The organism is Corynebacterium sp. KPL1824 (assembly GCF_000478095.1).
In the GTDB taxonomy this organism is placed as follows: domain Bacteria; phylum Actinomycetota; class Actinomycetes; order Mycobacteriales; family Mycobacteriaceae; genus Corynebacterium; species Corynebacterium accolens.
On sequence record NZ_KI515749.1, the window covers coordinates 623,173 to 646,801 of the forward strand.

Here is a 23,629-nt window from a genome sequence, read left to right on the forward strand (position 1 = left end):
AACGGCATGCGTATAAGGCGCTCAGTGCTTGAGCGCCTTTTCGCATACCTGCGGCTAGTTGCGGGGTGTTACAGGTGGCCGCCAGACGATGCGACCGCCCACCCTTTCTAGCCGCCCGCGCCGAGGCGGGGCATTGGGATCGTCGTCGTTGATGCCGTTGTGGTAAGCGCAGCACACGACGAGGTTGTTCATATTGGTCTCCCCGCCGCGGCTCCAGGCCGTGAGGTGGTGGACCTGGGATAAATCGGCCGGCTGATTGCATCCGGGCCAGGCGCAGCGCGGATTTTCCGCGGCCGCCATCATCCTCTGTTTATCGGTGGCCACGCGCGCCGTGCGGTAGAGGTTGACCGGCCCTTCTACAGGATGCACGAGGGTGACATAGCCCGTTTCGCCATCACCGCTGCCGTTGCCGCTGGGGCCGGGGGCGGAATAGCCGGCATCGTTAAGCACGCGGCGCAGGTACTCGGTACCGGACATGGTCGCACCGTTGGTGAGATCGAGTTGCACGTCGTCGCCGTGGCCGTCGCGGATGCGAATGAATTTCTCCAGCGGCACGATGGCGTTGGTGACCACCGTGGAGCGCGCGGCGCTACCGGCGCCGAAGAAGATATCTTCCACCGCCTGCAGCGGCTTTTTATCAGCGGCCGTGATCGCGCCCTGCAGATCCGCAATGAAGCGGGAGGTGCCAGTAATGGCGAGCGTCCAGTAGTCATTGGGGCGCCGGTAGGTGCGCACGCCGGGGCTGACCGTGGACTTTTTCATCTCGCGCACCCGGCGCCGGGCGTGTTTGATAATGGCGCTCATCTCCGCGGACATCGCACAGCACTCCGCGCGCAGCTCCCACGCCTGCTTCTTGCTGGGCGCGCGGTTGACCACGCGCTCGATGCCGGCGAGGAGGGCAATGGGGTGGGCGTTGGTGCGGGCATCGGCAATGGCGCGGCGCTGCATCCGGCTAAAGGCGGTGCGGCCGTAGTAGCTTTCGCATAAAAGGAGCAGGTCGGCGGCGATGGCATCGGGGGCGCCGCGCTCCATAAGCTCAGACCCAGAGAGCCCGCGGCACGCGGCGATGATATCCATGCCGGGCGCGAGGGCGGTGAGGTAGGTCTCGAGTGCGTTCATGCCGCCTACGCTAGGGCGGTGTTAGCCCGCGCTCAATCGCTAGGGCAACCGCAAAGGCGCAATTTGTGGATAACCCGGATCCGTAGCGTGAAAACCAGGGGAAATCCTGTGGATAAGTCCCCGCAGTGTCGCATGGATTAGACAAAGGCCAGTCGGCGCGTGCCATCCACGTGGGGGAAGGCGATAAAACTGATGCATGAGACCGCAACCCACACCAGCGCCGAGCCCCACGCGGGCAGGCCGAGGATGGGCGCGAGCATAATAAGGAGCCATAAAATCATCAGCGGTACTAGCTGCGCGATGGTGGGGATGAGATCGGCATCGTGCCGGTCGGCATAGGAGCGCATCTCGCGGCGGTAGGGGTGGGCAAAGACCAAGACGAAGGCCGCCACGAGGCAGACCGCGGCCCCAGATAGGGTGGCGAAGAAATGGGTGCGGGTGGTCAGCAGCGCGACGGTGGCACCGAGCAGGATGGAGGATCCGAGGCGCACCCACGGCGGGGTGGGGATGGGGGTTGGATTCTCGCGCATAGCACCGTAGGCCTCGTTCAGGTTCATGCGCTTAAGACTACCATTCGAACATACAGTTGCATGTGTCCGGTGGAGGGTTCATACTGTCTGGGTGAGTCAAACGAACGTTCGCCTGGAAAAAGCGGTGGCGGGACTGGATAGGTCCGACCGCGTTGCGGTGCTGCGCGCCCGCATGCAGGCGATGGAGCAGGAGGATGAAGACGAGCTGGTAGATACCGTTCCCCAGCTGGCGCGGCTACTTCCCGCAGGTGGGCTCGCCCGGCGGAAGGTGGTTTCGTGTGTGGAATGTCCCGCGCTCGTGGTGGAGCTTATCTGCCATCTTACGGCCCGCGGGGGCCATGTGGGGATAGTGGGGTGGCCGGATCTTTCTCTCGCACAGGTTGCCGAAATGGGGAGTCTCAATAACGTGGTCACCGTCCCCGATCCGGGCCTGGAGGCATGGGCGGTAACCAGCGTGCTTACAGAAGGTATGGACCTTATTATCCACCATGGCCCGTCCAGCGAATTGAGTCCAGCCAAGGCACGGCCGGTGTGGGCGAAGATCCGCGGTGGGCAGGCCGCGGTGCTGACCGTGGGCGCGCGGCTGCCGGGCACCGCGGTGCGCATTGGGGCGGAGGTGAGTACGTATCGGGGCATCGGCAAGGGCAGCGGGCGCATCCGCGGCGTGGATATTGATCTTGCGGTGGACTCGAAAAAGGGCACGGCGCGCGGGAGCCTCACCATGGGCGAAGCCCGCAGGTTGGAGGCCGTATGAGGGTGGCCGCGGTGTGGTTTCCGGATTGGCCCATCCAGGCGGTTGGGCAGGCGGGGCCGGTGCTGATCGCGCGCAATCATGCGGTGCTGGTGTGCGATAGCGCGGCGCGCCGGGCGGGCATTCGGCGTGGGATGCGCCTGCGACAGGCCCAGGCGATTTGCCCTGAGGTAAAGGTGGTGGAGGCGAACCCGGATAGGGACGGCGCGGCCTTCGCGGAGATTGCGGCGGGCTTGGACGCCGTGGCCTCGTCCGTGGAGGTGCTGCGGCCCGGCCTGGCCATCGTGGACGCGGGGGCGGCGCTGCGCTATCACGGGCCGGAGGCGCTGGAGATGCTTGCCGATGCCACCGCGCACGCCGGTTTTGATTCCACCCTCGGCGTGGCAGACGAGATCGCCACGGCCATCATCGCGGCTCGGCACCGCGGGGTAGGCGCGGTGGTGCCGGAGGGCGGGTCCCGGGATTTCTTGACCGCCCAGCCCGTGGGCGTCTTAGCCGAGGAGGCTGCGCTGGGGTTTTCTGCGGAATTTGTGGCCCAGCTGCAGAAATTGGGCGTGCGCCGGTTAGGTGATGTGGCGGCGCTGCCATTTAAGCAGGTGGTTACCCGGTTTGGGCAGCAGGGCAAACGCGCGCACGAGGTGGCGCACGCGCGGGCGGACCGGCGGGTGTCCCCGGAAATGGCGCGGCCCGATCTGTCCGTGAGCAGCGAGCAATCCATCGAGCGCGTGGATGCGGCGGCATTCGTGGCCAGGCAATTGGCCGCGCAGTTGCACGCGCGGTTGGCGGAGGCGGAAGTGGTGTGCGTGCGCCTGCGCGTGGTGGCGGAGCTGGCCACTGGTGAAACCGTGGCCCGGGTATGGCGCACGCACGAGGCGTTGACGGAGCAAGCGACCGCGGACCGGGTGCGCTGGCAGCTGGATGGGTGGCTTACGGCGGCGCGGTCGAGCGGCAAGGACGGCGCCGCGATCGTGCGGCTGGTGCTCGAGCCGGTGGAGGTGGCTAGGCCGCAGGCCGCTGGGCTCTGGGGCGGGGATACCTCCCAGGAACAGGTCAAGCGGGTGATTTCGCGCGTGCAATCGCAGCTGGGCATAGACCGCGTCTTGCAGCCGCGGGCCGCCGGTGGCCGTGGGGTGACCGAGCGCATCGAGTACGTGCCCTATGGGGAGCAGCGCGATGCCACACCGCAAGGCAGCTGGCCAGGCAGGATTCCCGCACCGCTTCCCGCACGCCTAGGCGGCGGGCCGAACCACCCGGCCGCGCGCATTCGGCTTATCGATGCCGCCGCGCGGGACGTCATCGTCACCGCTGAGGCCCTCCTATCCTCTGTGCCCGTGGCGCTCGGGTGGGGCGCGCACCGCTACCGCGTCATCGGCTGGGCTGGCCCGTGGCCGGTGGATACGCAGTGGTGGACCGAAAAACCACAGCATGCGGCGCGGCTACAAATTGTGGGCCAGGCTGAGCGGGAACAACGCCAGCGCGCCTGGCTTTTAGTGTGGGCAGAGGGGCGTTGGCGCGTGGAAGCGACGTATTAGGAGCGAATATCTACCACGAGGCGCGTGGGATTTTCTAGCACCTGCACGGAATAAGGCTTGCGCTGGTTCATGCCGATGACAAACTGGCTGCGGCCCTCGTAGGTGCGGCCGTTGACCACTTGGGTAATAACGCCGCCGGCAGGTGCCTCGACGATGCCAATGCGCGGCTCGTCAATGCCGGCCTCAAACGGATAGACCACGCCATCGATATTGACATTGAGCGCGGTATCACCGGCATAGTTAATGGGTTGGCCGGAGCCTTGCTGCTTGGGATTATCGGCGTAATCCACGAACCAGCCTGGGGAACCCTCGCCCTCGAGCTCGAAGACGGCGCGCTCAAAACCATCGTGCTGGCCCACGCGCACCTTGGTCACCACGAGCTGCGAAGGGGCCTCTGGGCGCAGCGTTTTCATGCTCATATCCGCCTCACCCAGCGGGTTGATGTGCGAGTTTCCCACAGAGGCCGCCATGGTGGTGTCATCCGCTGATTCGGTGCTGCAGCCGGTGAGGAAGGCTGCGGCGGCAAGCAGGAGCGAGAGGCGGGCTTTATACATGACCACTAGAGTATAATTTCCAGTAATTGCTGCCTAGCGTTGGGGGCAGATCTTGACCGAATTGTTGCCAAATATGTGAGCTGAGTTGCAGACGGGTTAGGCTAGGGAATATGACCGATTTCTGTTCAGATTACCAGGTTGAACCGCTGCCCGGCACGGCGAAAAAAGAGTCCGTATTTGTCCTCTTTGAGTGGCCCGGCGGCTGGTCGCGCGATGTGCTTGATGGCGATACTTTTGGCCCGGAGCTTACGGCCCAGCTGAAGAAGAAGCTCAAGGGTCAGGCCGGGCTGCAATTGATTCGCCGCCCTGGCCGCGATGGCCGCCAGATCGGCACCATGCACCGGTGCTACCTGGTGTGGGCCGAGCAGGGCGTGATGGAATTGGTCCTTATGACCGGTCCGGAAAAGATCCTGGATTTGGATCTCACCGCGCCGGGCCGCAACGGGGGAGGATCCCTCGATACGCCCCTGGTTTTGGTGTGCACCCACGCTAAGCGCGATAAGTGCTGCGCCGTGAAGGGCCGGCCGCTCGCCGCGGAGCTGGTGGAGGATTACCCGGATATGGTGTGGGAGACCTCGCACACGAAGGGGCACCGCTTCGCGCCCTCGGTCATGCTCATGCCGTGGGCTTATTCCTTTGGCCGGATGAATAAAGAAGCCGCCGCGCAGATGATTGCGGCGGCGGCGCAAGGAAAGTATTTCTACCCGGTCAATCGCGGGCGCGGCATCTTCGGCCCGCGCGGCCAGGTGGCGGAGTTGGCGGTAGCGCGCGAGCTTATCGATGCCTCCGAGGACCTCTACTACGGTCAGCTCCACGCAGAAGACGAAAAGCAGGGCCCCGTGGTCACGCATGCCGATGGCCGGCGGTGGAGCGTGACGCTCGAGCAGCGCGCCGTGGAAGGAGTGGTCTCGTCCTGCGGCGACGCGCCCAAGACCGGCAAGGCGCTTGTGGCCACGGGCGTGGAGCTTATTAGCGGCGCATAACCTTGGAGGAGAGCCAATTGCCAAAGAACTGCGCGGCCTGCACCAGCACGATGATGATAAGCGTGGCCACGACGGTGACTTCCCACTCGAAGGCGCGGTAGCCGTAGACGATGGCAAAGTCACCCAGTCCGCCGCCGCCGACGTAGCCGGCCATGGCGGACATATCCACGATGGCGATAAACAAGAAGGTATAGCCCAGAATCAGCGGGCCGAGGGCCTCCGGGATAATCACGGAGGTAATGATCTTCCACGGTGAAGCGCCCATGGCGCGGGCGGCCTCGATAACGCCGGGGTCGATGGCCACGAGGTTTTGTTCCACCACGCGCGCCACGGAGAACGTGGCGGCGATGACCATCACGAAGGTGGCCGGCTCGCGGCCGATGGACCCGCCCATCACGGCGACGGTGAGCGGCTGCGCAAACGCCAGCAAAATAATAAACGGGATGGGGCGAACGAAGTTCACCAGCAGGTTGACCACCAGGTAGACGGCCTTATTTTGCAGGATGCCGCCCGGGCGGGCGGTGTAGAGCAAAATACCGAGCCCCAGGCCCAGAATGCCGGCGACGACGAGGGTGGTCGAGACCATGATGAGGGTGTCGACGATGGCATCGACAAGCGATCCGCCCAAGCGGTCCCAGTCGGCGGCAGCGAGATAGTTGACGTTCATCGTTCAATCTCCTCAATTTGAGTGGTGGCAGATAGGGCGCGGTAGAACTCTTCGATGGCTGCGTCGTCGCCGCTCAAGCGCACGGTGAGCTTGCCAAACGAGTGCTGCTGCAAGGTGGTAATACCGCCGTGGACGACGGCGATGGATACGCCCGCATCCTTCAGCTTGGCCGCGGCGCCGAAGAAGCCGGATTCCTCGGTCAGGTTGATGGTAAATAGGCGGCCTTCGTGGGCGAGCAGGTCATCGGTTTCCACCACGTCGGGCTCATTGCGCAGCGAGGTGGCGACGAACTTGGCGGCCACGGCGGTCTGGGGATTGGAAAAGACCTGGTAGACGCTGCCTTGTTCGACAACGTGGCCATTTTCCATCACCGCAACCTTATCCGCGATGGAGCGCACGACCTCCATTTCGTGGGTGATGACCACGATGGTGATGCCGAGCTCCTTATTCACCCGGCGCAGCAGGTCGAGGACTTCCTGCGTGGTGGTGGGGTCGAGGGCGGACGTGGCTTCGTCGGCAAGCAGCAGCGACGGATTCGTGGCCAGGGCGCGAGCGATGCCCACGCGCTGTTTTTGGCCGCCGGAAAGCTGCTCAGGGTAGCTTTTCCCCTTATCTCCCAGGCCAACGAAATCCAGCAGCTCCTGCACGCGCTGTTGGCGCTCGCGCTTGCCGATGCCCTGCAGCTGCAACGGGTACTCAATATTGCCCGCCGCAGTGCGGGAGTTCATGAGGTTAAACTGCTGGAAGATCATGCCGATATTGCGGCGGATGCCGCGCAGCTTCTTTTCGGACATGCCGACGATATTTTGGCCATCGAGTAGCAATTCGCCGGAGGTGGGCGTATCCAGGCCGTTGATCATGCGGACCAGGGTGGATTTGCCGGCGCCGGAGTAGCCGATGATGCCGATGATCTCGCCGGAATCGACGGTCAAGGAGACATCGTCAAGAGCTTTGACCTCGGCCTTTTTCTGCTGGAAGACCTTGGTGATATTGCGGAACTCGATGCGAGTGCCGTTCTGGGTGGAATCTGCCACGGGTTGCGTCCTTAGTGAGGAAGTGCCAAACCCCGCCGGGGTGAAAACCGGCGGGGTAGAAGGCAAGGGTGATTAGTCCAAATCTGCTTCGAGCTTGTCCAGGATTTCCTGGAGTTCTTCTGGGGTGCGCTCGACCTCGACGGAGGTACCTGCGGAGTCCTCGTCGACGCCCTTTTGTACCGCATCGGAGTGCCAGAGCTCGGCGAGCTTCTTGATGTCCTCGTTATCGGCGTCTTCCTCGCGAACGGCGAAGACGTTGATATAAGGCTCTGCCTCTTCGGAGTTCGGATCATCCTGGAAGACGGCGGTGGCCGGGTCGATGCCGGCGCGCTCCAGGAAGGAGTTATTGATAATCGCCGGGGTGCCCTCGCCGTGTGCGGATGGGGTCTGGGCTGCATCGACCGGCACGACCTTGACCTTGGACTTCTTCTCATCGATGTCCAGCGGGGTCGGGGTGATAAGCCCGTCCTTCTTCAAGGTGATAAGGCCAGCCTGGACCAGCACGTTGATGGCGCGGCCCTGGTTGGTGGAGTCATTCGGAATGGCAACTTCTTCGCCCTCGATGCCGTCGAGGGAGTCGTGGCCCTTCCAGAACAGCGCCAGCGGCACGATTTCGGTGGCGACGATGGGCACCAGGTTGGTGCCGTTGCCGTGGTTGTACTCAGCCAGGAACTTCAGGTGCTGGAAGTTATTGGTATCCAGCTCGCCCTGGTTTAGGGCCTGGTTCGGGGTGTTGTAATCCGAGAAGGACTTGATGTCGATGTCGTAGCCGGCGTCCTTGGCTTCTTGCTCAAAGGCAACCCAGGCCTGCTTTGCATCATCGGTGGTACCAACGGTGATGGTCTTGTCATCATCTGCGTCGGAGGAGCAGGCCACGAGGCTGGTGGCGGCGACGGTAACGGCGGCGGTAGCGGCCGCTGCGCGACGAATCTGCATGAGGTCCCCTTACATGTAGGAGTTGAAATAAATTGACCGTTTAGCAATCTAGCAATAAGCGAACCGCTTTGTCTATTGAACGCGTCTCATCGCGCCGGGTTGTATAGAACACCAATTCGATATTACCCTGTGAAGGGTGAAATTTAATGGTGGAAAGGCGCTGCCGTGGTCGCGTTTAGAAAGGATACTATCCGGCAAGGACACTGCCGCGCCCGTCGCCGTACATCACCTCGGTGGCGGCGATGAGTCTGTCCAGCGTGGGCACTCCGCCGTGCCCTTTGCGGAGCTGCACGCGGTAAGCTCCTATAGCTTTCTCGACGGTGCCGCCGAGCCGGAAGAGCTGGTCGACCGCGCCCTAGAGCTTGGCCTCGAGGGGTTGGCCGTTGTGGATCGGGATGGCTTCTACGGCCTGATGAAATTCGCGGAAGCCGCAGCTAAGACGGGCCTTCCGGCCATTTATGGCGCGGAGCTTTCCCTGATCGAGGCCCCAGTGACCGTGCTGGCGCGCACGCCGGAGGGCTATAGCCGCCTCTCGCGCCTTATCGCCCGCGCACGGATGGATGCCGGCGAAAAGGGTGACGTTTCCTACCCGCCCCTAGATGCCGTGGCGCGCGAGCTAGAGGAGGAGTGCTTTTTCCTGCTGGGGTGGGAGGCGATACAAAAAATCGACCACGTTCTCGAAAGAATAAAAATAGACAGCATAGTTCTCGAATATGCGTGCACAATGTCTCCCGAAGACGCGGATCACCATAGTTTCCTGGATAAATACAATAACCTGCGAGCCATCGCAACCGCCCGCCCAGCCGCCGCCACTCGCGAACAAGTAAGGCTGGCCGCCGCCAAGCGGGCCTTGGCCCACCGCCAATCCCTGGAAGAAGCCGCACCGGAGGCCCATCCGATGGGGGCGGGTTGGCTGCGCTCCGGCGAGCAGATGGCCCAGTTACTTCCAAGTCGCCCCGAGCTTATCGCCGAAACCGTGCGCCTTGCCCGCGAATGTTCCTTTACCTGGGATGCCCTTGCACCCAACCTGCCGGACTTTGTCGTGCCGGAGGGGCATACCGAGATGAGCTGGCTCGAACACGAGGTGTGGCGGCGCGGTAAAAAGCGCTACGCCTCGCGCCCGCCCGAAATACAGGCCAAGGCGAAAAAGCAGATGCGGCACGAGCTGGGCATCATCAAGCAGCTGGGCTTTCCGGGCTACTTCCTCATCGTCTGCGACCTGGTGGATTTTTGCCGCCAGGAAAATATCCTCTGCCAGGGGCGCGGCTCGGCAGCCAATTCCGCCGTCTGTTTCGCGCTGGGCATTACCAACGCCGAGCCCATTTCCGCGCAGCTGCTCTTCGAGCGCTTCTTGTCGCCGGATCGCGATGGCCCGCCCGATATCGACATCGACATCGAATCCGGCCGGCGCGAGGAGGTCATCCAGTACGTCTATCGCACCCACGGTCGCGACCGCGCAGCACAGGTTGCCAACGTCATTACCTACCGCCGCAAGGGGGCTACCCGCGACGCCGCACGCGCGCTGGGCTACCCGCAGGGCTCGGCCGATGCGTGGTCGAAGGGCATAGCCGAGCCGCCTGCCGATGTCTCCTTACTCGCCGAGCAATTCCTCGACCAACCGCGCCACCTCGGCATCCACTCCGGCGGCATGGTCTTATGTGACCGGCCGATCGCGGACGTGGTGCCGATGGAATGGGCCCGCATGGAAAACCGCTCCGTGCTGCAGTGGGATAAGGACGATTGCGCCGCCGCCGGGCTGGTGAAATTCGACCTGCTGGGTCTCGGCATGCTGGAGGCGCTGCACCACATGATCGATGCCGTGCGCGCCACCACCGGCCGTGAGGTGCGCCTGTGGGAGCTCGACCTGGCCGAGCCCGCTGTCTATGACATGCTCTGCCGCGCCGATGCTGTCGGCGTCTTCCAGGTGGAGTCCCGCGCGCAGCTGGCCACGCTGCCGCGGCTCAAACCGCGCTGCTTCTTCGACCTCGTGGTGGAGGTCGCGCTCATCCGCCCCGGCCCCATCCAAGGCGGTTCCGTGCACCCCTACCTGCGCCGGCGCGATGGCCTCGAGCCCGTGACCTATGACCACCCGGTGCTGGAGAAATCGCTGGGCAAGACCTTGGGCATCCCGCTTTTTCAAGAGCAGCTGATGCAGATTGCGGTGGATGCCGCCGGTTTTACCGGCGCCGAGGCCGATGACCTGCGCCGCGCCATGGGCTCGAAGCGCTCACCGGCCAAGATGGCCGCGCTGCGCAGCCGCTTTTTCGAGGGCCTGCGCGCCACCAACGGCATCGACGGTGAGGTCGCGGAGAAGCTCTGGGCCAAGATCACCGCCTTTGCCGCCTACGGTTTCCCGGAATCGCACTCGCAGTCCTTCGCCTCGCTGGTGTATTTTTCCGCGTGGTTCAAGCATCACTACCCGGCGGAGTTCTGCGTGGGCTTGTTGCGCGCGCAGCCCATGGGCTTTTATTCGCCGCAGTCGCTCATTCAGGACGCCCGGCGCCACGGCGTGCGCGTGCTGCCAGTGAGCATCAACGACTCCGGCGCGCAGGCCAGGGCGCTGCCCACCGGTGAAATCCGGTTGGGCCTCAACCTCATCAAGGGTCTGGGGGATAAGGCCGCCGAGCGCGTGGAGGCCGCCGCGCCCTTTAGTAGCGTCTCCGATCTGTCGCGCCGCGCGGATCTCAGCGTGGAGCAGGTGGAGGCGCTGGCCACGGCGGGGGCGCTGGAGTGCTTGGGGTTGGAACGCCGCCAAGCGCTTTGGCAGGCTGGCGTCGCCGCCACCGAGCGCGAGGGCATGTTGCCTGGCACGTCCGCGCTCGCCTCGCCGCACCTGCCCGGCATGTCGGCCTTCGAGCTGATGGCTACCGATGTCGCCGCCACCGGCGTCACCCACGATAAGCAGCCTATGGAGTTAGTCAGGGCCGCGCTTGGCGATGTCCTGCCTTCCTCCCACCTTCCCCACGTCCCCGATGGCACCCGCGTGCGCATCGCCGGCATCATTACGCACCGCCAGCGCCCGCGCACCGCCTCCGGCCTGACCTTTTTGGGCGTGGAGGACGAAACCGGCCTGATGAATGTGATGGTCTCGCCCGGGCTGTGGTCCCGCCAGAAGGTGCTCGCCCGTACCGCCCGCGCGCTTATCATCCGCGGCATCGTGCAAAATGCCACCGGCGCGGTAAGCGTGGTTGCAGACAAGCTCGAGCCGCTGGATTTTGGCGATTTCCTCTCGCGCGGCTCCCGCGATTTCCGCTAGTTTTCTCCGCATCGAAGCCCAAAAGCGGTGGCTAGGCCGAGAAAACATCGCCGGCTAGTACTAAGCGCTTGCGGTGAGCTAGTTAGCCATTAGGAATTCTTCCTATAGATTTCCGTGGACATAGGTCAAAGTACTGCATAACAACCCCAACACTATGACAAGGTTTCCTACTCTACTTCGAAGATATCGCCCGGCTGGCAGTTTAACGCCGCACACAGTGCCGCAAGGGTGTTAAAGCGCACGGCCTTGGCGCGATTATTCTTCAGGACGGACAGGTTAACTGGCGTGATTCCTACCTCTTTGGCCAGCGCCGCTCCGGTAATACCGCGCTCCTCCATTATCCGGTCGAGGTGGCAGATCACCTGGGGTTCTTGCTGCTCAGACAAGGCCTTCAACTTCCTCTTCGAGCTTGCTGCCGCGCTTGATGGCAACTGAGAAGAGCTGGAGGGAGCAGACAAAAAGGTAGGGCAGCGCAAGCTCGCCTAATGAGGAACCGCTCTGGTTGGCCCACCAGTCAATGTCGAGCTGCGAGGAAGCCCAGTTATTGCCCATACCTTCGAGTGGGAAGCGTCCGATAAACCAGACGAGAATCCCAAAGGTCATTCCATTAAGGAAGCGGACATTTTTCGTATTGAAAACCTGCCCACGAAGCATTGGTTTGACCAAGCGGTAGGCGAAGAACGCGATAATCAAGATTCCTGCAATCTTGACGACGAGCCCCGCAGTGAGCATCCAGAATGGCCCGCCGTCGAGGTTGTGCTTGCTTAGGCCTTCCGGGATGGCCGCGCTCAGCGCGGTGGAAAAGCGTCCGGTGACAAGGTCGCGCAGGTAGGTGGGGCCGAGGATGATAATGGTGAGGAGGGCGATGCTGGCCGCCGCGTTAATTTCGCGACGCTCGGCTTTGGAGGTGGGGTGGTCATGACAATCCTTTCCGTCGATCCCTTATCGACTTTCGATGTTGTCGTAATTCGATAATATCGATTAACGATAAGTTGCGCAAGGGTGTGGCCTTCATTGCTACTGTCAATGATTATGAGCGAAGAAATGAACCCCGTTTCGCCGCGCTTGGTGAAGGTGCGCTACATCCGCCACCTGGGCTGGACGGTTACCTTCGCCGCGGCGGCCGCAGCGGCAGGGTACTGGTGGACCCCGTGGTTCTACTGGGCGGCGGGGCTCTTCGCCGTCCTCTTTTTCTGGCTGCTCTGGCTCATCCCGGCCCAGGTGCGCCGCATGGGCTGGTGCGAAACAGACGATGAGCTGCTCATTACGCGCGGTAAGCTGTGGCATTCTTTCACCGTCGTGCCCTACGGCCGCATCCAGTTCGTGGACGTGACCGCCGGCCCCCTCGAGCGCGCCTTCGGGCTCAAGGAGCTGCAGCTGCACACCGCCTCCGCTACGACGGACGCCACCATTAAGGGCTTGGAAGCCCCGCTTGCCGATGCCCTCCGCACCCGCCTCGCCGACCACGCCCGCGAACGGATGAGCGGCCTATGAGCGCTCAACCGAGCTACCAACGCGTCCACCGCTTGACCCCGCTGCTGCGCCTGTGGTCGGTCATCCTGGCCGTCATCGCGGCTTTTGCCTTAAACGTCAATATGGAGGCGCTGCGCGGAATCTTTGCCTTCGTTACCGGCGAACACAGCGCGGCAGACCTGCGCGATATTGGCCTCGCGCTGGCCGGGTTCATCGCAGTGTGCGCGGTGGTCTGGCTCGTCTCCGGCGTGTGGTGGCGCCAGATGGGATACCAGCTGGGCGAGGAGGAACTCACCTTGCGCCGCGGGGTAATTTCGAAGCAGCAGCGCACGGCACGCTATGACCGCACGCAGGCTGTAGACGTCGTCGAGCCCGTTATCGCCCGTCTCTTCCGGCTCGCGGCCGTGCGCGTGGAAACGGCCGGCGGGCAGTCGTCCGCCATCGAAATCGCCTTCCTGACAAAGCGCGATGCCGAGGCCCTGCGCGCCGAAATCCTCTCCCGCGTCCACGGCGAGCCACGAGAGCGGCCGGCTGAAGAACGGCCGGCTGAAGAAGAAGACAATGTCCTTATCCCCGAAATCCCCATCGCGCGTTCCCTGGCCGCGGCCGCTTTGCATGTATCCACGATTATTCTCATTACAGCCCTCTTATTCCTCGTGGTCACGCCGATGTCCCTGACCATCACGCTGCCCATCCTTGTGGCCACCGTCCCGCGCGCCTGGAACGTGATTGACTCCTCGTGGCGCTATACCGCCACCCTTGATGATGGCGTGCTCAATATCACCTACGGCCTTGCCGATCGCCGCCGCCAAAACATCCGCCTCGAGCGCATCCACGCCGTCCAGGTCACCCAGCCGTTCTTGTGGCGGCCCTTCGACTGGTACGAAACGCGCGTGTTGGTCGCCGGCTACGGTGGCACGGCGAGCGGCGAGGGATCGGGATCGACGCGGATCGTGCCCGTCGGCAAGCGCGAGCAAGCCCGGCAATTCCTGCCCGCCGATGCCGCCCCGACCTACGCCTCGCCCGCGCGCGCCAAATGGGTCTCTCCCATCGATTACCGGCAGCAAACCGTCGCGCTGGCCGGCGACTACGTCATCGTGCGCGCCGGCCGCTTCAACCGCCGCGTCCAAGCCATCGAGCTGCGCCACATCCAGGAACTCACCCTGCGCCGCGGCCCGATTTCCCAGCTATTCGGCCTAGCCACGGTGGAGCTCGACCTCGTGCAGGGGCCCGTGAAGATGGCGGCGCGCAACCTCGCGTTTGCCGATGCCCACGCGCTGCTTAACCGCCTGCGCTCCCGCGACCTGCCAGAACTTACACCGCTCCCTTAAACCCCAGCTGGCGCCAGGCCTCAAAGACCGCGGTTGATGCGGAGTTGGAGAGGTTCATCGAGCGCCTAGCCGGGACCATCGGAATGCGCACCTGATCGGTGATGCGCGGATGGTTGACGTGTTCATCCGGCAGGCCGGTCGGCTCCGTGCCGAAGAGCAGCACGTCGCCGTCCTGGTACTCCACGTCTGTAAACCACTTATCCGTATGCGTGGTAAACGCGAAAACGCGCGCGCCGGGCAGCGCCTCCATGCACGCGTCGAAATCCTTATGAATCTGCACATCCGCCAGGTCGTGATAGTCCAGCCCGGCGCGCTTTAGGTGCTTATCGTCAAAGTTAAACCCCAGCGGCTCAATCAGGTGTAGGCTCGCGCCCGTCACCGCCGCGGTGCGAATGGCATTGCCGGTATTGGTGGGAATGACGGGATTATCAAAGACGATGTGCAGCTGGCTCATGCCTTCAGTCTAGGATGGGGGCTATGAGCGCTACCAAACTAGATGGCACCTTGTACCGTGACGAGATTTTTGCGGACCTCGCCGAGCGCGTGGCCGCCCTGAAAGACAAGGGGATAACCCCTGGCCTGGCTACCGTTCTGGTGGGCGAGGACCCAGGCTCCCAGTCCTATGTAAAGATGAAGCACCGCGATTGCGAAAAGCTGGGCATTAATTCCATTCGCAAGGACCTGCCGGCGGATATTTCGCAGGAGGAGCTCGAGGCGGTCATCGATGAGCTCAATGCCGATGACGCCTGTACCGGCTACATCGTCCAGCTCCCGCTGCCCAAGCACTTGGATGAGAACGCCATTCTCGAGCGCATCGATCCCGAAAAAGACGCCGATGGCCTCCACCCGGTCAATCTGGGCAAGCTCGTGCTTAACGAGGAAGCCCCGCTGCCGTGCACCCCGAATGGCTGCCTGCACCTGCTGCGCCGCTTCGGCGTGGAGCTGAACGGCGCTAAGACCGTCGTCGTCGGCCGCGGCGTGACCGTCGGTCGCCCCATTGGCCTGATGCTGACCCGCCGCAGCGAGAACTCCACCGTCACCCTGTGTCACACCGGAACGAAGGATCTTGCCGCCGAAACCCGCAATGCCGATATCGTCATCGCCGCCGCCGGCCAGCCACACATGCTCACCGCGGACATGATTAAGGAAGGCGCCGCGCTTCTCGATGTCGGCGTTTCCCGCGTCGACGGCAAGCTCACCGGCGATATCGCCCCAGACTGCTGGGACAAGGCCGGGCATGTCTCGCCGAACCCAGGCGGCGTCGGACCGCTCACGCGCGCCTTTTTGGTACGCAACATCGTTGAGCGCGCGGAAAAGCTGGCGTGAATTTAGACAATCCCCATGACGCGCACCTTGCCCCGTCCCCGCTGCCCGCCTCCGTGCAGTGGGTGGCCATCGGGCTCTTCATCGCCGGGGTGGCCTTGTCCGGCGGTTATGCCATTTTCGAGTATTGGCGCAGGGCCACCTTCTTGCTTGGGCTTGCGCTGCTGTGGCTGACGGTGGTGCGACTGACGTGCGATTCGAGCCGTGTCGGCGTGCTGGCGGTGCGATCGCGCCGCTTCGATGCCACGTTTACAGGCGTCATCGGCGCGCTGATCGCCTTTCTTGCCTACTCCGTGGACGCGCTGGGCAGCTAGTTATCCACAGGTGATTGTTTCAGTATCACCAATCTGCGGCGTGTCGCGTGGTTATCCACAGCCGGCGCGCACTAGGCCTCGCGCCCTCTGCTGCCCGCGGTTTAGGCTCGGAGCCATGATTTCGGATTACCTCGCAGCAATCAACTCCCCGATGGCGCTCATCGGGGAGTGTACTGGGCTATCCGAAGCCGAATTAGTAGAGCGCGGCTTTAGCGATAAAGAAGCCGCGGAATTCGCGCGCCTAGCGGATACGTATTTCGGCGCGACATCGTTTAGCGCCAAGCAACGCGCCGCCCGCACCACCGCGCTCCCGCTCGATGCTCTGAAAATCATTGAGGTGCACGCGCAGAAGCTGAAAACCCAGCGCGCGGCGTGGGCCCTGCGCGAGGAGTTATGCCGGCTCAACGTCTCTACCAGTGAGATTGAAAAGCGCGCCCGCCGCCTCGTCAAAGAGGAACGTTCCCAGAAACGCACAGAAGGCGTGCGGCTTACCCGCCGCACCAACGACCTGTGGACGCTGACCATTACCGCGGAATCTGAGCTGGTGGCAGAGATTAATAACCACGTCTCTACGGTGGACGATGCGCGCCGGGTATTCGCAGAGGGTGCGGTATCCTCCACTATCACCACCAACGTGGTCCTCACCCTGGATGACATGGTGAAGGTTACCCACGGCGAGGACGTCACCCTGCAGCTAACCAACGGCGCCACCATCACCGGGGCGCAGCTAGCGGAGCGCGCGCTTGCCGATGCCGGCCTCATCACCCTCATCCACCCCGTCACCGGCCCCGTGAACCTGTACCACACGCGCCGTCTGGCCACCTGGAAGCAGCGACAGATGGCGATGGCGGAAAATCCTGTGTGCCCGTGGCCTGATTGCCATATCCCTGCCGATGAATGCCAGGTTCACCACCTGCAACCGTGGCTGCTCGGCGGCGAGACCAATGCTGAGAACCTGACCATCGCCTGCAAGTATCACAATGCCGTCAACGACGATGACCCCAATGCCCCGCCGCGGCGCGGGCGCCTAGAGCGCCGCCCACATGAAGGTATCGTGTGGCGCCCGCCCTGGGCCCGATAAAAAACATCGCCGAAGCCAGCGCAGTTAAACCCTGCGCCGCTTCGGCGATCCTTTTGTATGCCTTCTGTAAGGAGTCCAGGCTAGCCACTCACCGCGCCCCGTTCCAGACCCCGCCACTGCCTGCCTCGCGCCGCGTCCCGTTCGTGGGTCGGACCACCCGCGACCGTAAGTCATGCGGTATTGCGCGCCGCGCCGGTGTGGAGGCGGGGCTGGCTAGATGGCGTAGTCGATGGTGCTGTCCACGTCCAGCGGGTGCGGTTGGGACAGGGTGAGGAAGTTGCGCAGGATGCGGTCCATCTGGCGCGATTCCGTGAGGAATGCATCGTGGCCAACGGGTGAGACTACCTTCGCCATGGCTAGCAGGTTGCCCAGGTTGCGCGAGAGGTGTTCCTGCTGGTGATACGGATAAAGGATGTCCGTGTCGACGCCCACGACCATGGTCGGCACCTGTGAAGAACCGAGCGCGCGGTTCAGGCCGCCGCGGCCGCGGCCGATGTCGTGGCGGTTGAGGGCCTCGGTAAGCGTGACGTAGGAACCGGCATCGAAGTGATCCGCCAGCTTCGAGCCCTGGTAATCCAGGTACGAGTTCACGGCGAAGCGCTGGTCGTGCCGGCGGTAAGGCCCCAGCGGCTCTTCGCCGGTTTGGGCCTGAACACCAAAGCGTTCATCGATTTCCTGCTCGCCGCGATACGTCAAGTGCGCGATGCGCCGCGCTGCCGCCAGGCCCTCGCGGGGGCGCTGAGAGGAGGAATAATAGTCGCCGCCGTGCCAGAAGGGATCGCGTTCAATCGCGGAAATCTGCGCCGACTGGATGCCGATCTGCCATGCGGAGGCGCGCGCGGAGACGGCGATAACGCACGCAGCATCGACGGCATTGGGATACATGAGCGTCCATTCCAAGGCGCGCGCGCCACCCATGGAACCACCGATAATCGCATGCACATGCGTTATTCCAAGCTCTTCCAACGCCTTTTTCTCTGCGGCGACCAAATCGCGAATGGAAAGCGCCGGGAACCGCGATCCCCAATTGCGGCCATCCGCATGCGGGGAAGAGGGGCCGGTAGAGCCATTGCAGCCGCCGAGTGCGTTCATGGCGATAACGCACCACTTCGTCGTATCCAGCGCTTTGCCGGGGCCAATGAGATCGCACCACCATTCGGCCACATCGGCATTGCCGGTCAGCGCGTGTTCCACCAGGATGACGTTATTCCCGCCGTGCGGATCGCCGAGGAAATGGCCGAAGCGGTGGTAGGCGATGTGGGCATCGGAAAGCGTGGCGCCTGCTTCGGTGCGAAAATCGCCGATACTTATACAGCTCATGCCAGTGCGTTAAATCCCAATTCGAGGTCAGCAATGATGTCGTCGATATCTTCAATGCCCACGGACAATCGGATGGTGGACTGCGCAATACCCGCCGCGGCTAGGGCGGCGTCGTCGGACTGCGAGTGCGTGGTGGTTGCCGGGTGAACGGCGAGCGAGCGAGTATCGCCGATATTGGCGAGGTTGGAGTGGAGTTTCAGGGCATCGATAAACACCCATGCTTCCTCGCGCCCGCCCTCAATATCGAAGGACAGCACAGAGCCGGTGTAGGAATAGCCCAGCTTCTCCTTGACCTTCTTATACGGCGAGGAATCCAGGCCGGCGTAGTTGACCTTCGTCACCTTGGCGTGGCCTTCCAGGTACTCGGCCACGGCCTGGGCGTTGGCATTGTGCTTGTCGATGCGCAGCCCTACCGTCTCAATGCCATTGAGCGTCAGCCATGCATTGAACGGGGAAATGGCGGCGCCGGTATCGCGCAGCAGGCCGGCGCGGGCCTTGAGCGCGAAGGCGGGGGCGCCGAGGTCGGCGTACTTCAGGCCGTGGTAGGCCTCGTCCGGGGTGACGAAGTAGGGGAATACTGGCTTGCCGTCGCGCTCGACGGTCCAGTCGAAGGAGCCGCCGTCGATAATCGCGCCGCCCACGGCAGAACCGTTGCCGGTGTAGAACTTCGTGGTCGAGACCACGACGATGTCCGCGCCCAAGTCGAGCGGGCGGGCCAGCGCCGCGGTGGCGATGGTGTTATCCACGATGAGCGGGACCTGGTTAGTGTGGGCGACCTCGGCGATGGCCGGGATGTCGAGGACATCGGCTACCGGGTTGCCAAAGGTCTCGCCGTAAAAGGCCTTGGTATTGGGCTGCACGGCGTCCTGCCAGGATTGGGGATCATCCGGGTTTTCTACGAGGGTGACGTCGATGCCAAGCCGCTTGAGGGTGACGGTAAAAAGCGTGGAGGTGCCGCCGTAGAGGCGCGGGGAGGTAACGATGTGATCGCCTGCCGAGGCGAGGTTGAAAATGGCCGCGGTCTCTGCGGCCTGGCCGGAGGCAAAGGCTACGGCGGCCACGCCGTCTTCAAGGGAGGCCAGGCGCTCTTCCAGCGCATCCTGCGTTGGGTTGGTCAGGCGGGTGTAGATGGGGCCTGCATCGGAGAGGTTAAAGCGGTTCGCCGCGTGCTCGGAGTCATTAAAGACGTACGAGGTGGTTTGGTAAATCGGCACGTTGCGGGAGTTGTGCGCACCGTCGAGGTTTTGGCCTGCATGAACGGAGCGAGTGGCAAAGGACCAGTCTGCGTTGGAGTTATCGTATTTCGTCGTCATGCCACGCAAGACTAGACCAAGCGGTATGTAACGTACAGCACCCTGTCGCGAAACCGCAGGGTAGTCAGAGAATAAAAATAGACTAAGCGGTAAATTTTTCGCCTGGGTTTAATCGCTTATAGCCCTGCACACCGGCCTTGGTGAGCATGGTGTCGAAGGCGGTGCGGCCGACATCGGAAAGCACGGCGTCATGGATGGGGATCGTGACCGCGGCGCCGACGCGCTGGGCATAATCGGCGGCCTCCGCGGCCTTTACCCAGGGTCCAGCGATGGGCAGGAGCAACACGTCGGCCGGGTGATCGATGTACTGATCGCCCGGGTGGAGCAGGCCGCCCAAGTAGTAGCCCACGTTGGCTGGGCGCGGGATATTCGGGTGGATCGGCGCGTGTTGGCCGCCGAGTACCTCGATGTCGAGGCCGGCGACGGTGATGGTCTCGCCCGGTGTAACCGCGGTACCGCGCCCCAGTTGTTCGCAGGCTTCGGCAGGTGCCCAGAGTGGGGCATCGGGAAGCCGGTCTGGGTCTAGGTGATCCGCATGCGCGTGGGTAATGAGCACCGCATCGGCATCGGGGATAGTCGGCGTCATTGTTCCGGGATCGATAAGGATGCGCCCGCCTGGTGCCTCGACGGCGACGCAGGCGTGGCCAAGCAGACTAAATTCCATACGCCCCAGCTTAACCGAAGGTAAACGAGTAAAGCTTTAGTCCTTCGCTGACCTCGAGCTCGATGGTCTCCGACATTTCCTCTCCCTTGACCAGGTCAATCGTGCCATCCTCGTGGATGGGGAATTCCTCGGTATCGCCGTTTCCGCGGTGCAGGGTAACGGTGCCTTTCCCGGAGACCACCAACTGTACCCATGCGGCGTGATAGTTCAGGCGACGCCGGGCGTTGTCGCCCGCAGTAATGGGCTGGTCCTCCAGCGTCCACGTCCCACCCAGCGAATACTGGCCCGGTTTCGGCTCGCCGAGCTCAAAATCGTGAGTTCCGGGGCGGTAACCGTTGTTGTCGAAATAACGAGCCCGATCCGTGCCCAGGTAGGTTTCCGGATTGCGCTCCGAGGCCCCTGTGTAATCGCTTCCTTCCAACGGCTCGGGTAGCGCAACGCCGGGGTCGCGCTCGAGCAAAAGCTCACGAATGTGGCGCTCGGTGGCGACGTAATCGCCCTCGCCGTGGTGGGTTTCGCGCACAGTACCGTTGCTGTCTACCAAGTAGTGCGCCGGCCAGTAGTGGTTGTCGAATGCCTTCCACGTGGCGAAGTCGTTATCTTGGGCGACCGGATAATTGATGCCTTGCTCCTTGGCGGCCTTGCGGACGTTGGCGGCCTCGCGCTCGAAGGCGTACTCGGGCGCGTGGATTCCCACGACCTCGAGTCCAAAGTCCTTGTAGTGGTCGTAGATTTTGGTGATGTGCTCGTTGTTGCGCTGGCAGTTGATGCAGGCATAGGCCCAGAAGTCGATGAGCGTTACCTTCCCATTTGCGCGGGGATCTACGGGTTCGTCGGTATTAAACCACCCGGTCAGGCCCTGGAACTCGGGTACGGGTGTGCCCTCCGCGCTTGCCGATGTCTCCCCCTTCCACTCCACACTCGGCAGCTTCTTTTGCAGCCACGTCGGCACGCCTGCGGCAATGGCAATCGCCATGGCGATGACCAAGATGCCGGCGGTGATGCGGAGGGGGCGTTGGTGGCTTCGGAAAGCGTCAACGCGTTTGCCGGCCTCGTTGCCGCCAAGGGCGAAGGCAAGAAGAGGGATGGCGACGCCAGCCGCGAAGGACAGGCAGAGCACAAGGATATGGGCGTCGATCTGGCCGGTAGCCCCGGCGACGGAAATCGTCGCGAGGACCGGCCCGGCGCAGGGGACGAAGATGATGCCCATGGCCAGGCCTACGGCAAATCCTCCCTTATCGCGCGCCTTGGCTTGCAGCCCGTCGGCGTGTGGCAGTTTCTGGAAGGGCCATTCGAGTATTTCTTGGACCTTGGGGAAAATCATGCCGAGGCCCACGAGGATGAGTAAGACGACGCCCACCTTCCACACGATGTCGGCGGGCAGATGCAGGGCGTTGAGTACCGTAGTGGCGAAAAGCGTCACGAGGGTGAAGCTGGTGACCAGCCCACCTACTACCTGCCAAGGCCGCCGGCGCGAGCCGCCGCTGACCGCGACGACGAGGGGTAGAACCGGCAGGATACACGGGGAAATTCCCGTGATGAGGCCACCGGTAAACCCGATAAACAGTGTCTCTAGCATTCGTTGTGTCCTCCGAAATGTCGGTGCAGTGATATATCAACCAATTCGGAGTCGGGGCGAGAATGGATTGCTGGAAAGTTTTCCAATCCGTTTCCGCTTACCGCTCCGAATGGGTGGATAGAGGGCCGGAAAAGCCGGCCCGCGACTACAAGGAGAACCTTCATGAAGAAGATCATTTCCGCCGCAGCTGCCCTTGCTATCGCCGCCGGTAGCCTGGCTGCCTGCAATAACGATGACTCGAAGTCTGGGGAGACCTCGTCTGAGATGATGACCCCGTCGTCCGAGATTATGGCGCCTGAATCGGACAGCATGGACAAGGACTCCATGAAAAGCGACGAGATGATGGCGCCGTCGTCTGAGATGGCGCACTAATTCGCCGTTATGCCCGCCCGACTGCTGGAGGTAAACTCACACCCTGTGTCTACGCTCACTCCCGACGATCACGCGCGATTAAACCGCCTCTTGACGGCGTCCGCCGCGGGGGATAAGCGTGCCTTCAGCCAGTTCTACGACGCCCTCGCGCCGACCATTTACAGCGTGTGCCTGCACGTTCTGCGCAATCAGGCGTTGGCGGAGGAAGTGGCCCAGGACGTCTTCGTAGAGGTGTGGACCAAGGCCGTGCACTTCGATCCGGAGAAGGGGACGGCGCGTTCGTGGGCGGGGCGGATTGCGCATGGGCGGGCCGTCGATAAGCTGCGCAGCCACGTTGCCAGCGTGGAGCGGGATGACCGGGAAGCCGCGCTTGCCGATGCCGCCTTTCACCTAGACATCGAAGATGAAGCCCTCAGCAATGTGGAATCGCAGCGTTTGCGCGCGGCCGTCGACAAGATTGGCGAGCCGCACCGCACGGCCGTGATGCTTGCATTCTTTGCTGGATTAACCCGCGCCGAATTGGCAGAATCAACAAATGTACCGATTGGTACGGCGAAGACGCGCGTGCGCGATGGCGTGCAGAAACTAAAACTTATACTCGGGAAGGAGGGGAAATGAGCAACACTCACGAGTTTTCTGAAGCGGAGTTTGATGATTTCCTCGATTCCCTTCCTGAGATCGATCCGCCGGCCGAGATGAAGGACAAGGTATTTTCCTCCCTCGATGCGGAGGCCGAGGTGGTGGAGCTGCCGCGCCGGCGCTGGCGGGCTTTTGTCGCGGTTCCCGCGGCCGCGGCCGTTGTGATTGCCGGTGTGGTGTTGTGGATTCCCCGCCAGGGTGGAGAAGACGCTGGTGAGGACAATACCGTGGTGGCAGAATCGCCTGGCGAGGAGTCCATGCACCACATCATGGAGGCCGACGACCTGATTCAAGGAAAGGCCGATGCCTCAGGCGCGCGGTTGGATATCGTGTCCTCGGCCTCGATGGGCAAATCCGGCGCGATGGTCGATGGCCAGCCCGAGCTGAAGGAAGGCATGGGCGCGCAGGTGTGGGCGATTTCCGAGGATAAAACGATGACCTCGGCCGGCGTCATCGGCCAAGACCCGCACGACGGTGTGTGGATGCCTTTTGAGAGTAATGCCGTCAAGGTCATGGTGACGGAGGAACCCGCCGCAGGCAGTGCGGAACCTACGGGTCGCACGCTCGTCGAGGTGCGTCTGAGCTAACGATCCTCGCTTGCGGATTCCTTTTTTGGCTTGCGCTGAAACAGGTACCAGATTCCGAGGATCGCGCCGAAGAGCAGGAGTGATGATGCGATGAAAACCATCGCGATCACCATTGTGCGGTGCGGATCGTTTAAGAAAATCATGCAGACGATGGCGGCGAGGAAAATCGCAGCGAAAAAAGTGATGAGCCAATTGCGCTTGGTGTGCTCTGCGAATGTCATGCATTAATTGTTACGGAAAAACCGGGGGTAAACAAGCTGGGTGGGAATTT

26 protein-coding genes are annotated in these 23,629 nt (G+C 62.8%); 12 read left to right on the forward strand and 14 right to left on the reverse strand.

Annotation, left to right across the window (positions count from 1 at the left end):
• Positions 1–54 precede the first annotated feature (54 nt).
• Together HMPREF1267_RS02920 and HMPREF1267_RS02925 are read right to left on the reverse strand one after the other, a co-directional pair.
• Entirely contained in the window at positions 55–1,119 is a 1,065-nt protein-coding gene (locus HMPREF1267_RS02920) for an HNH endonuclease signature motif containing protein (RefSeq protein ID WP_023028329.1), read from the reverse strand.
• Between the two features lie 137 nt (positions 1,120–1,256).
• Positions 1,257–1,676, reverse strand: a complete 420-nt coding sequence (locus HMPREF1267_RS02925) for a hypothetical protein (protein WP_005277210.1) — start codon at positions 1,674–1,676, stop codon at positions 1,257–1,259.
• A 97-nt stretch (positions 1,677–1,773) separates the two neighbouring features.
• On the opposite strand from HMPREF1267_RS02925, the gene HMPREF1267_RS02930 reads away from it, so the two are divergent.
• Both HMPREF1267_RS02930 and HMPREF1267_RS02935 read left to right on the forward strand, forming a co-directional pair.
• Entirely contained in the window at positions 1,774–2,403 is a 630-nt protein-coding gene (locus tag HMPREF1267_RS02930; RefSeq protein ID WP_034653455.1) for a hypothetical protein, read from the forward strand.
• Complete coding sequence (locus tag HMPREF1267_RS02935) at positions 2,400–3,932, forward strand: DNA polymerase Y family protein (protein WP_023028330.1); 1,533 nt, start codon at positions 2,400–2,402, stop codon at positions 3,930–3,932. Before HMPREF1267_RS02930 ends, HMPREF1267_RS02935 begins: the two co-directional genes overlap by 4 nt.
• Here the strand turns inward: HMPREF1267_RS02935 and HMPREF1267_RS02940 are convergent.
• Positions 3,929–4,486, reverse strand: a complete 558-nt coding sequence (locus tag HMPREF1267_RS02940; RefSeq protein WP_023028331.1) for a hypothetical protein — start codon at positions 4,484–4,486, stop codon at positions 3,929–3,931. The genes HMPREF1267_RS02935 and HMPREF1267_RS02940 overlap by 4 nt on opposite strands.
• Positions 4,487–4,596: 110 nt before the next feature.
• On the opposite strand from HMPREF1267_RS02940, the gene HMPREF1267_RS02945 reads away from it, so the two are divergent.
• On the forward strand, positions 4,597–5,469 hold the full coding sequence (locus HMPREF1267_RS02945; protein WP_023028332.1) for a sucrase ferredoxin: 873 nt from the start codon (positions 4,597–4,599) through the stop codon (positions 5,467–5,469).
• On the opposite strand, the gene HMPREF1267_RS02950 is transcribed toward HMPREF1267_RS02945, so the two are convergent.
• From HMPREF1267_RS02950 to HMPREF1267_RS02960, 3 genes are all read right to left on the reverse strand, one after another.
• Positions 5,456–6,136 (reverse strand): methionine ABC transporter permease, encoded by a 681-nt coding sequence (locus HMPREF1267_RS02950; RefSeq protein WP_005277229.1) that lies wholly within the window; start codon positions 6,134–6,136, stop codon positions 5,456–5,458. The two genes, HMPREF1267_RS02945 and HMPREF1267_RS02950, sit on opposite strands and share 14 nt — an antisense overlap.
• Positions 6,133–7,170 (reverse strand): methionine ABC transporter ATP-binding protein, encoded by a 1,038-nt coding sequence (locus HMPREF1267_RS02955; protein WP_023025305.1) that lies wholly within the window; start codon positions 7,168–7,170, stop codon positions 6,133–6,135. Before HMPREF1267_RS02955 ends, HMPREF1267_RS02950 begins: the two co-directional genes overlap by 4 nt.
• A gap of 72 nt (positions 7,171–7,242) precedes the next feature.
• A complete protein-coding gene (locus HMPREF1267_RS02960; protein ID WP_023016795.1) occupies positions 7,243–8,106 on the reverse strand; it encodes a MetQ/NlpA family ABC transporter substrate-binding protein in 864 nt (287 codons plus the stop codon).
• A gap of 136 nt (positions 8,107–8,242) precedes the next feature.
• Here HMPREF1267_RS02960 and HMPREF1267_RS02965 point away from each other — a divergent pair, with 136 nt between their 5' ends.
• Positions 8,243–11,362: an error-prone DNA polymerase gene (locus HMPREF1267_RS02965; protein ID WP_023028333.1), complete on the forward strand. Its 3,120-nt coding sequence runs from the start codon at positions 8,243–8,245 to the stop codon at positions 11,360–11,362.
• Between the two features lie 167 nt (positions 11,363–11,529).
• Here the strand turns inward: HMPREF1267_RS02965 and HMPREF1267_RS02970 are convergent, their stop codons facing one another.
• Entirely contained in the window at positions 11,530–11,757 is a 228-nt protein-coding gene (locus tag HMPREF1267_RS02970; RefSeq protein ID WP_034657925.1) for a helix-turn-helix transcriptional regulator, read from the reverse strand.
• Complete coding sequence (locus tag HMPREF1267_RS13315; protein WP_023028335.1) at positions 11,741–12,094, reverse strand: hypothetical protein; 354 nt, start codon at positions 12,092–12,094, stop codon at positions 11,741–11,743. Before HMPREF1267_RS13315 ends, HMPREF1267_RS02970 begins: the two co-directional genes overlap by 17 nt.
• 300 nt (positions 12,095–12,394) lie before the next feature.
• Here HMPREF1267_RS13315 and HMPREF1267_RS02980 point away from each other — a divergent pair, with 300 nt between their 5' ends.
• Together HMPREF1267_RS02980 and HMPREF1267_RS02985 are read left to right on the forward strand one after the other, a co-directional pair.
• Positions 12,395–12,856 carry a PH domain-containing protein gene (locus tag HMPREF1267_RS02980; RefSeq protein ID WP_084539231.1) on the forward strand — a complete coding sequence of 154 codons (462 nt, stop codon included), beginning with the start codon at positions 12,395–12,397 and terminating at the stop codon, positions 12,854–12,856.
• On the forward strand, positions 12,853–14,166 hold the full coding sequence (locus tag HMPREF1267_RS02985; RefSeq protein ID WP_023028337.1) for a PH domain-containing protein: 1,314 nt from the start codon (positions 12,853–12,855) through the stop codon (positions 14,164–14,166). The genes HMPREF1267_RS02980 and HMPREF1267_RS02985 overlap by 4 nt, the downstream gene beginning before the upstream one ends.
• On the opposite strand, the gene HMPREF1267_RS02990 is transcribed toward HMPREF1267_RS02985, so the two are convergent.
• Positions 14,150–14,620, reverse strand: a complete 471-nt coding sequence (locus HMPREF1267_RS02990; protein WP_005277253.1) for a tRNA (cytidine(34)-2'-O)-methyltransferase — start codon at positions 14,618–14,620, stop codon at positions 14,150–14,152. The two genes, HMPREF1267_RS02985 and HMPREF1267_RS02990, sit on opposite strands and share 17 nt — an antisense overlap.
• Positions 14,621–14,643: 23 nt before the next feature.
• Between HMPREF1267_RS02990 and HMPREF1267_RS02995 the strand changes: the two genes are divergently transcribed.
• From HMPREF1267_RS02995 to HMPREF1267_RS03005, 3 genes are all read left to right on the forward strand, one after another.
• Complete coding sequence (locus HMPREF1267_RS02995; protein WP_023028338.1) at positions 14,644–15,492, forward strand: bifunctional methylenetetrahydrofolate dehydrogenase/methenyltetrahydrofolate cyclohydrolase; 849 nt, start codon at positions 14,644–14,646, stop codon at positions 15,490–15,492.
• The gene (locus HMPREF1267_RS03000; protein ID WP_023028339.1) at positions 15,489–15,803 is read left to right on the forward strand and encodes a DUF3017 domain-containing protein; all 315 of its coding nucleotides are present in this window, start codon (positions 15,489–15,491) and stop codon (positions 15,801–15,803) included. Before HMPREF1267_RS02995 ends, HMPREF1267_RS03000 begins: the two co-directional genes overlap by 4 nt.
• Positions 15,804–15,918: 115 nt before the next feature.
• Positions 15,919–16,884 (forward strand): HNH endonuclease signature motif containing protein, encoded by a 966-nt coding sequence (locus tag HMPREF1267_RS03005; RefSeq protein ID WP_023028340.1) that lies wholly within the window; start codon positions 15,919–15,921, stop codon positions 16,882–16,884.
• A gap of 213 nt (positions 16,885–17,097) precedes the next feature.
• Here HMPREF1267_RS03005 and HMPREF1267_RS03010 read toward each other — a convergent pair whose 3' ends face one another.
• The 4 genes from HMPREF1267_RS03010 to HMPREF1267_RS03025 form a co-directional block, all read right to left on the reverse strand.
• The gene (locus HMPREF1267_RS03010) at positions 17,098–18,204 is read right to left on the reverse strand and encodes a homoserine O-acetyltransferase (RefSeq protein WP_023028341.1); all 1,107 of its coding nucleotides are present in this window, start codon (positions 18,202–18,204) and stop codon (positions 17,098–17,100) included.
• Entirely contained in the window at positions 18,201–19,517 is a 1,317-nt protein-coding gene (locus HMPREF1267_RS03015) for an O-acetylhomoserine/O-acetylserine sulfhydrylase (RefSeq protein ID WP_023028342.1), read from the reverse strand. The genes HMPREF1267_RS03010 and HMPREF1267_RS03015 overlap by 4 nt, the downstream gene beginning before the upstream one ends.
• Positions 19,518–19,599: 82 nt before the next feature.
• Positions 19,600–20,181 carry an MBL fold metallo-hydrolase gene (locus HMPREF1267_RS03020; RefSeq protein ID WP_023028343.1) on the reverse strand — a complete coding sequence of 194 codons (582 nt, stop codon included), beginning with the start codon at positions 20,179–20,181 and terminating at the stop codon, positions 19,600–19,602.
• A gap of 10 nt (positions 20,182–20,191) precedes the next feature.
• On the reverse strand, positions 20,192–21,760 hold the full coding sequence (locus tag HMPREF1267_RS03025; RefSeq protein ID WP_023028344.1) for a cytochrome c biogenesis protein CcdA: 1,569 nt from the start codon (positions 21,758–21,760) through the stop codon (positions 20,192–20,194).
• Positions 21,761–21,922: 162 nt separating this feature from the next.
• On the opposite strand from HMPREF1267_RS03025, the gene HMPREF1267_RS03030 reads away from it, so the two are divergent.
• From HMPREF1267_RS03030 to HMPREF1267_RS03040, 3 genes are read left to right on the forward strand one after another with little or no spacing between them, the layout of a single operon-like run.
• A complete protein-coding gene (locus HMPREF1267_RS03030) occupies positions 21,923–22,132 on the forward strand; it encodes a hypothetical protein (RefSeq protein ID WP_023028345.1) in 210 nt (69 codons plus the stop codon).
• A 9-nt stretch (positions 22,133–22,141) separates the two neighbouring features.
• Positions 22,142–22,750: a sigma-70 family RNA polymerase sigma factor gene (locus tag HMPREF1267_RS03035; protein ID WP_034666826.1), complete on the forward strand. Its 609-nt coding sequence runs from the start codon at positions 22,142–22,144 to the stop codon at positions 22,748–22,750.
• Positions 22,747–23,358, forward strand: a complete 612-nt coding sequence (locus HMPREF1267_RS03040; protein ID WP_023028347.1) for an anti-sigma factor — start codon at positions 22,747–22,749, stop codon at positions 23,356–23,358. Before HMPREF1267_RS03035 ends, HMPREF1267_RS03040 begins: the two co-directional genes overlap by 4 nt.
• On the opposite strand, the gene HMPREF1267_RS03045 is transcribed toward HMPREF1267_RS03040, so the two are convergent.
• Positions 23,355–23,579, reverse strand: coding sequence for a hypothetical protein (locus HMPREF1267_RS03045; RefSeq protein WP_023028348.1), 225 nt, complete (start codon positions 23,577–23,579; stop codon positions 23,355–23,357). The genes HMPREF1267_RS03040 and HMPREF1267_RS03045 overlap by 4 nt on opposite strands.
• Positions 23,580–23,629: the final 50 nt, after the last annotated feature.

What these genes read in the sequence shown, in the direction of transcription:
- HMPREF1267_RS02920 (WP_023028329.1), bottom strand. Translation starts at nt 1,119, where the DNA reads ATGAACGCACTCGAGACCTACCTCACCGCCCTCGCGCCCGGCATGGAT.
- HMPREF1267_RS02925 (WP_005277210.1), bottom strand. Translation starts at nt 1,676, where the DNA reads ATGAACCTGAACGAGGCCTACGGTGCTATGCGCGAGAATCCAACCCCC.
- HMPREF1267_RS02935 (WP_023028330.1), top strand. Translation starts at nt 2,400, where the DNA reads ATGAGGGTGGCCGCGGTGTGGTTTCCGGATTGGCCCATCCAGGCGGTT.
- HMPREF1267_RS02940 (WP_023028331.1), bottom strand. Translation starts at nt 4,486, where the DNA reads ATGTATAAAGCCCGCCTCTCGCTCCTGCTTGCCGCCGCAGCCTTCCTC.
- HMPREF1267_RS02945 (WP_023028332.1), top strand. Translation starts at nt 4,597, where the DNA reads ATGACCGATTTCTGTTCAGATTACCAGGTTGAACCGCTGCCCGGCACG.
- HMPREF1267_RS02950 (WP_005277229.1), bottom strand. Translation starts at nt 6,136, where the DNA reads ATGAACGTCAACTATCTCGCTGCCGCCGACTGGGACCGCTTGGGCGGA.
- HMPREF1267_RS02960 (WP_023016795.1), bottom strand. Translation starts at nt 8,106, where the DNA reads ATGCAGATTCGTCGCGCAGCGGCCGCTACCGCCGCCGTTACCGTCGCC.
- HMPREF1267_RS13315 (WP_023028335.1), bottom strand. Translation starts at nt 12,094, where the DNA reads ATGCTCACTGCGGGGCTCGTCGTCAAGATTGCAGGAATCTTGATTATC.
- HMPREF1267_RS02980 (WP_084539231.1), top strand. Translation starts at nt 12,395, where the DNA reads ATGAGCGAAGAAATGAACCCCGTTTCGCCGCGCTTGGTGAAGGTGCGC.
- HMPREF1267_RS02985 (WP_023028337.1), top strand. Translation starts at nt 12,853, where the DNA reads ATGAGCGCTCAACCGAGCTACCAACGCGTCCACCGCTTGACCCCGCTG.
- HMPREF1267_RS02990 (WP_005277253.1), bottom strand. Translation starts at nt 14,620, where the DNA reads ATGAGCCAGCTGCACATCGTCTTTGATAATCCCGTCATTCCCACCAAT.
- HMPREF1267_RS02995 (WP_023028338.1), top strand. Translation starts at nt 14,644, where the DNA reads ATGAGCGCTACCAAACTAGATGGCACCTTGTACCGTGACGAGATTTTT.
- HMPREF1267_RS03005 (WP_023028340.1), top strand. Translation starts at nt 15,919, where the DNA reads ATGATTTCGGATTACCTCGCAGCAATCAACTCCCCGATGGCGCTCATC.
- HMPREF1267_RS03010 (WP_023028341.1), bottom strand. Translation starts at nt 18,204, where the DNA reads ATGAGCTGTATAAGTATCGGCGATTTTCGCACCGAAGCAGGCGCCACG.
- HMPREF1267_RS03015 (WP_023028342.1), bottom strand. Translation starts at nt 19,517, where the DNA reads ATGACGACGAAATACGATAACTCCAACGCAGACTGGTCCTTTGCCACT.
- HMPREF1267_RS03020 (WP_023028343.1), bottom strand. Translation starts at nt 20,181, where the DNA reads ATGGAATTTAGTCTGCTTGGCCACGCCTGCGTCGCCGTCGAGGCACCA.
- HMPREF1267_RS03025 (WP_023028344.1), bottom strand. Translation starts at nt 21,760, where the DNA reads ATGCTAGAGACACTGTTTATCGGGTTTACCGGTGGCCTCATCACGGGA.
- HMPREF1267_RS03030 (WP_023028345.1), top strand. Translation starts at nt 21,923, where the DNA reads ATGAAGAAGATCATTTCCGCCGCAGCTGCCCTTGCTATCGCCGCCGGT.
- HMPREF1267_RS03035 (WP_034666826.1), top strand. Translation starts at nt 22,142, where the DNA reads ATGCCCGCCCGACTGCTGGAGGTAAACTCACACCCTGTGTCTACGCTC.
- HMPREF1267_RS03040 (WP_023028347.1), top strand. Translation starts at nt 22,747, where the DNA reads ATGAGCAACACTCACGAGTTTTCTGAAGCGGAGTTTGATGATTTCCTC.
- HMPREF1267_RS03045 (WP_023028348.1), bottom strand. Translation starts at nt 23,579, where the DNA reads ATGACATTCGCAGAGCACACCAAGCGCAATTGGCTCATCACTTTTTTC.